General features: G+C 66.0%; 5 protein-coding genes and 1 pseudogene. 3 read left to right on the top strand and 3 right to left on the bottom strand.

Translation table 11 applies throughout. From position 1 onward, the window contains the following. The 3 genes and pseudogenes from JOY90_RS01825 to JOY90_RS01815 all read left to right on the top strand — a co-directional run. Positions 1–138 (top strand): annotated as a pseudogene (locus tag JOY90_RS01825) (type III polyketide synthase); the annotation flags it as partial. Further along, positions 135–650, top strand: coding sequence for an isoprenylcysteine carboxylmethyltransferase family protein (locus JOY90_RS01820; RefSeq protein WP_291689466.1), 516 nt, complete (start codon positions 135–137; stop codon positions 648–650). The pseudogene JOY90_RS01825 and the gene JOY90_RS01820, both read left to right, overlap by 4 nt. Next, complete coding sequence (locus JOY90_RS01815; protein ID WP_291689465.1) at positions 647–2,197, top strand: DHA2 family efflux MFS transporter permease subunit; 1,551 nt, start codon at positions 647–649, stop codon at positions 2,195–2,197. Before JOY90_RS01820 ends, JOY90_RS01815 begins: the two co-directional genes overlap by 4 nt. Here JOY90_RS01815 and JOY90_RS01810 read toward each other — a convergent pair. From JOY90_RS01810 to JOY90_RS01800, 3 genes are all read right to left on the bottom strand, one after another. Continuing rightward, the gene (locus tag JOY90_RS01810) at positions 2,187–2,939 is read right to left on the bottom strand and encodes a sulfate transporter family protein (protein ID WP_291689464.1); all 753 of its coding nucleotides are present in this window, start codon (positions 2,937–2,939) and stop codon (positions 2,187–2,189) included. The genes JOY90_RS01815 and JOY90_RS01810 overlap by 11 nt on opposite strands. A 102-nt stretch (positions 2,940–3,041) precedes the next feature. After that, positions 3,042–5,051 (bottom strand): serine hydrolase, encoded by a 2,010-nt coding sequence (locus tag JOY90_RS01805; protein WP_291689463.1) that lies wholly within the window; start codon positions 5,049–5,051, stop codon positions 3,042–3,044. Then, positions 5,020–5,655: HAD-IC family P-type ATPase (locus JOY90_RS01800; protein WP_291689462.1), on the bottom strand; the 636-nt coding region annotated here is incomplete at its 5' end. The genes JOY90_RS01805 and JOY90_RS01800, both read right to left, overlap by 32 nt.

Below are 5,655 nucleotides of genomic sequence, written 5' to 3'. Positions count from 1 at the left end.
TACGGCAACATGTCCGCGCCGACCGTGCTGTTCGTGCTGGAGCGCGCCCGTGCGCAGGGCCTGCCGCCGCGGTCGCTCCTGACCGCGCTCGGACCGGGCTTCACGGCGAGCTGCGTCGCGCTGCGGCACGCCGCGTGAGCTTCGCGGCCATCATCCTCGTCCTGGTGACGCTGCAGCGGCTGGGCGAGCTGGTCCTGGCTCACCACAACACCGCCAGGCTGAAGGCGCGCGGCGCGATCGAAATGGGCGCGAGCCATTACCCGCTGATCGTCGCGGTCCATACGGCCTGGCTCGCGGCGCTCTGGGTGTTTGGCCGCGATCAGGACGTAAACCTGATCGGCCTCGGCGTGTTCGTTCTGCTGCAGGGCTTGCGGGTCTGGATCCTGGCGACGCTGGGGGCGCGCTGGACCACGCGCATTATCATCCTGCCCGGCGCGCCGCTGGTGGCGGCTGGTCCATATCGCTACATTTCGCATCCGAACTACGTGGTGGTGGCCGCCGAGATCGCGGTCCTGCCACTCGCGCTGCACCTTCCATGGTTGGCGCTGGTGTTCTCGCTTCTGAATGCAGCGGTGTTGGCGATCCGTCTTCGCGTCGAGACACGCGCATTGAGCGAGGCCGTCGAACCGCTGGTGCCCGCCGTTTCATGAGCACGCTCGTCGAGACCGGCTGGAAGGACCGTCCCGACGTCGGGACCTGGGCGGCCTTCCTGCTGATGTGCCTCGGCATGTTCATGGCCATCCTCGACATCCAGGTCGTGGCGACGTCGCTCCCGACGATCCAGCAGGCGCTTCAGATCTCGCCGGACGAGATGAGCTGGATCCAGACCGCCTATCTGATCGCCGAAGTGATCGCGATTCCCCTGACCGGGCTGTTGACACGCGTTCTCACCCTGCGCTGGCTGTTCGTCTCCGCGGTCTCGGCCTTCACGCTGGCGTCGGTCGGCTGCGCGCTGAGCGGTGGTTTTGGCGTGCTGCTGATCTTCCGGATCGTACAGGGATTTTCCGGCGGCGTGCTGATTCCCGCGGTGTTCTCGGCGGTTTTCCTGCTGTTTCCGCCGCGGCTGCATGCGGCGGCCACGACCATCGGCGGCATCGTCGCGGTGCTGGCGCCGACCATCGGGCCGGTGGTCGGCGGCTTCATTACCGACACCTGGTCTTGGCCGTGGCTGTTTCTGATCAACGTGATCCCCGGCCTGGTCGCGGCAACGCTGACGCCGTCGCTGCTGCCGCGCCAGCGCACGGATTTCTGCGAGCTGGCCAAGCTCGATGCGCGCGCGCTGGTGCTGATGGCAGTCGCGCTCGCCTGCCTCGAGATCGGGCTGAAGCAGGCACCGCAGCGCGGCTGGCTGTCCTGGTCGTGTGTCGGTCTGCTCGTGGTCAGCGCCGGCGGCATCGCCGCGTTCGTCCGGCGACTGTGCGGGGCAGACCATCCGGTGGTGCAGCTCCAGGCCTTGCACCGGCGCTCTTTCGTGGTCGGTTGTGCGCTGAGTTTCTGCCTCGGCGTCGGGCTGTTCGGCTCGGTCTATCTGATGCCGGTCTTCCTCGGCTTCGTTCGCCGTCACGACGCTTTCGAGATCGGCAGCATCATGCTGGTGACCGGCATCGCGCAGCTCATCGCCGCGCCGGTGGCGACGGCGCTCGAAAGCCGGATCGGCGCGCGTCCGCTGACAGCGGCCGGTTTCGCGCTGTTCGCGTTCGGGCTCGGTTTGAGTTATTTCCAGCCACGCACGGCGGATTTCGAGGAGATGCTGTGGCCGCAGATCATTCGTGGCGTCGCCATCATGTTCTGCCTCCTGCCGCCGACCCGGATCGCGCTCGGCAGGCTCCCGGCAGGCGAGGTCGCGGACGCCAGCGGGCTGTTCAATTTGATGCGCAATCTCGGCGGCGCCATCGGCATCGCGCTGATCGATACCATCCTCTACGGCCATAGCGTCATTTTCGGCGAGCAGATCCGCGACCGCCTGATGGCCGGCGACGTCACGGCGGCCATTGCGATCGGGTTCGATCCGGAACTCTTCATCAGCCGCTGGTCGGCTGTGCCGGATGAGGCAGCGATCGCCCATGTTCGTCCGTTCGTGGAGCGCGCGGCGCTGGCGCTGAGCGTGAACGAAGCCTGGGCGATGCTCGCCTGCTTTGCGCTGATCGGCCTGTTCCTGGTGCCGCTGGCGCGGGACGGGCTTGATCCTAGACGGTAGGCACGTTGGGGCGCCGTCTTGGGTCGATCAGCTCCGGCCGCGATCCCGACAGCCGCTTGTGCAGATGGACCATCAGCGCCATGCCGAACAACGGCGTCGCCAGGTTGACGACGGGGATGGAGACGAAGGCTGCGATCAGCATGCCGGCGGTGAAGACGGTTGCCGCATTGTCGCGCCGCATCAGCTTGGCTTCCGGCGCCGGACGGAAACGCATGGCAGCGAACTCGAAATACTGCTTGCCGAGCAGCCAGGCGGTCGCGATGAAGAAGGCGATGAAACCTGCGCCAGCCACGAACACGAAGGGCAGCGCGATCAGGTAGACCAGGATCGTCAGCAGTGCGGTCTTGATGCCTTCGGTGGCCGCGAGACTGATCGGCAGTGCCACCCCGGGATGTTCGGCCGGATAATATTCGTGCTCGACCAGCTCTCCGATCTCGTCGACGAACAGGCTCGCGATCAGCGAGGTGATCGCGGGCATCAGGAAGATGCCGCCGAGCACCACGCCGAAGCCGGCCGCGATCGAGATGATCCAGGCGAGCACGTCGAGCGGGGTATGGAAGCCGGGCCCGAGCACCGCCTCAGCCCAGCCCTCGCCAGAGGTCGCAAGCCAGCTCAACAGGCGCTGCAGGCCGATCGCGAGCACCGTGATCAGGACCAGCGCGAGGCCGATCGAACGCCACAGGATCGAGCGCATCGGCGGCGACAGTATTTGCGACAGCGCCTTGAGGGCGGCATCCAGCATGGTCTTACCTTTCGCGAAAAGCGTTCAGGAGAGGTAGCCGCCCGGTCTGGCGTCGGCAAGGGCCGCGACGGTTTCACGCATCCGCGAGGGCTCTCGCCGGCTTCAATAGTTCAGCGTGGTCCCGGCGATCCGGAGGACGACGAAGAACCAGGCGAGGAACACGCCGCTCGCCGCGATCAATGAATGATGGATGCGCGACCATCGCCCGCCGACATGGCCGCGCCAGGACTGGATCGCGATCCAAAGCATCGGAGCCGCGCCGAGAACACCGAGCCACGCGAGCGCGTAGAGCGCGAGCAGCCAGGGGTCCAATTCGGCGTTGAAGATGGTCAAGTTGCCGCTCATGACCAAGAGCACCACCATCGCAGTGATCACGATGGCATCGGCAAGCAGAAGCAGGCGCATGGCGAGATATTGGCGCCGCTCGGTGCGATCCTCGCTCCAACGCCGTTTGCGCCAGCGCCGGTAGAGCGCCGCCGGCGGCCAGCCCAAGAGCGTCGTCAGGATGACGATGGCGCTCGCCACGAATGCAAGCGCGATCCATCGCACGTCGAGCCACCAGGGAGCGCGTTGCAGGCGGCCGCCCGGTTGTACCATGGCGGACTCGTCGTCGACGTAGACGAGGCGCGAGCTTCTCGGCCCCTCATAGAGATCGTGATCGATGTGCCTGAATCGTGTTCCCTGGCCGAACGGCCAGATGGCGGGATGCAGTCTCATGTCTCCCGCAGCATCGATCCGAACCAGGCGTTCGTTGAGCAGATCGTTGAACCGCAGGAAGGTGGATTCCGCGCGTCGTCCGGAACGATAAACGCCCGCGATTGATGATTCGTCGGCGCCGGGATGTGGCCTGGCCGTCGGCTCCGGGACCTCAGGTAGAAAGCGCCTTACGATCGCGTTCACGGGGTCGGGCTGCCGGCTCAGATCGCCGATCGACTTGATCTCGCCGATGCCGTCACGGCAGACGAAGATGCCCAGATCCTGTCCGGGAAAGATTTCGAGCTCGCTGAAGAAGCTCTGGGTGGCGCCATCGTGGCCGAGGGCATCATGGCCCCTGATCTTCTTGCCGAAGAACACCAGGCCGAGAAAGCCCGCGGGCGTCGCGTCCTGAGGCGCCATCATTTCGTCGAGCCGCGACTTGGCAAGGATGCGAACGCCGTCGAGCTCGCCCCCATTCAAGAGGGCCCGAAGGAAGCGCGCCATGTCGGTGCCGGTCGCCGAAAGCGCGCCGGCCGGGGCAAGCACGATCTCGAATGCCGCGCGCTCCGGTTTGTCCGACGCGATATAGGCCTTGGCCATCAGCGGTGCGAGGTCCGCGGGCAACGGCTGCTGGAAGGTCGAATGACTCATGCCGAGCGGATCGAGGATGTGCGCCTTGACATAGGAGGCAAACGGCTCGCCCGACACCCGTTCGACGATGTAGCCGACCAGGGCAAAACCGTAGTTGGAATAGGCCGCGATGTCGCCTTTAGGAAACAGACGAAGCGGCAGATTTTCCTTCAGCCACGCGCCGAGCGGCGCCGGTTCGGGATTGCGCGCGAACAATCCCTTCACGTGTTCCTCGAAACCGGCACGATGGGTCATCAGCCGGCGCAGGGTGACGGGCACACCGCCCGCCGGCGTCGGTATGGAGAAATCAAGGTAATCATTGACATCGCGATCGAGCTCGAGCTTGCCGGCGTCGACGAGCTGCATCACGGCAATGCCGGTGAACAGTTTCGAGATCGATCCCGGCCGCACCAGAGTCTGGTCCGCCGTGAACGGCTTGTTCGCGGCAATGTCCTGCGAGCCGTAGCCCTTCGCGAATACGAGGCCGTCATGCCTGACCACGACCACCAGCGCGCCTGGCCCCTTGCGCTGCTCGACCCAGTCGTTCATCAGCGGGTCGATGACGCGGGCGAGATGCTCGGCGGTCAACGTCTGTGGCGGCGGGTCGATCTCGTCAGCGCCCGCACCCGATGCCGGCGCTCCAACGACGACTGCAACGCCGAGACACAGGAGTCGCACAGCGCGAACGAAGCCCACGGAAACGCCCCTTACGATGCTGCACGTCTCCGCGATTATAGACGACGCGCCGTCCTCCCTACAACCTCGCCGCGCGCAGTCGTAACGCATTGCCGACCACACTGACCGACGACAGCGACATCGCGGCGGCGGCGATGATCGGCGACAGCAGGACGCCGAAGGCGGGATAGAGAATTCCAGCCGCGATCGGCACGCCGGCGGTGTTGTAGATGAACGCCAGGAACAGGTTCTGGCGAATGTTGCCCATGGTCGCCTGTGACAATCTTCGGGCGCGGACGATGCCGCCGAGGTCACCTCGCAACAATGTGATGCCCGCGCTTTCCATTGCGACATCGGTGCCGGTGCCCATCGCGATGCCGACCTCGGCGGCCGCGAGCGCCGGCGCGTCGTTGACGCCGTCGCCCGCCATCGCGACGATCCTGCCGGCCGCGCGGAGTCTGGCGACCACGGCGCTCTTCTGATCGGGCAACACTTCGGCCTCGACATCGGCGATGCCAAGCTTGCGCGCCACGGCGGCGGCCGTGGTGCGGTTGTCGCCCGTCAGCATGATCACCTTGATGCCCTCGGCGGCAAGCGCTTTCAGCGCATCCGGCGTCGAGGCCTTGACCGGATCGGCAATCGCGAACAGCCCCGCAAGGGCGCCGTCGACCGCCATGTGGACCACGGTCGCACCATCGCCGCGCATCCGCTCGGC

The sequence above is a fragment of the Bradyrhizobium sp. genome, from assembly GCF_019242285.1.
Lineage (GTDB): Bacteria > Pseudomonadota > Alphaproteobacteria > Rhizobiales > Xanthobacteraceae > Bradyrhizobium.
This window is presented reverse-complemented; position numbering and strand designations above follow the sequence as displayed.

Excerpts from the sequence above, each read along its gene's own strand:
- JOY90_RS01805 (WP_291689463.1), bottom strand. The coding sequence starts at position 5,051 with ATGCGTTACGACTGCGCGCGGCGAGGTTGTAGGGAGGACGGCGCGTCG.
- JOY90_RS01810 (WP_291689464.1), bottom strand. The coding sequence starts at position 2,939 with ATGCTGGATGCCGCCCTCAAGGCGCTGTCGCAAATACTGTCGCCGCCG.
- JOY90_RS01815 (WP_291689465.1), top strand. The coding sequence starts at position 647 with ATGAGCACGCTCGTCGAGACCGGCTGGAAGGACCGTCCCGACGTCGGG.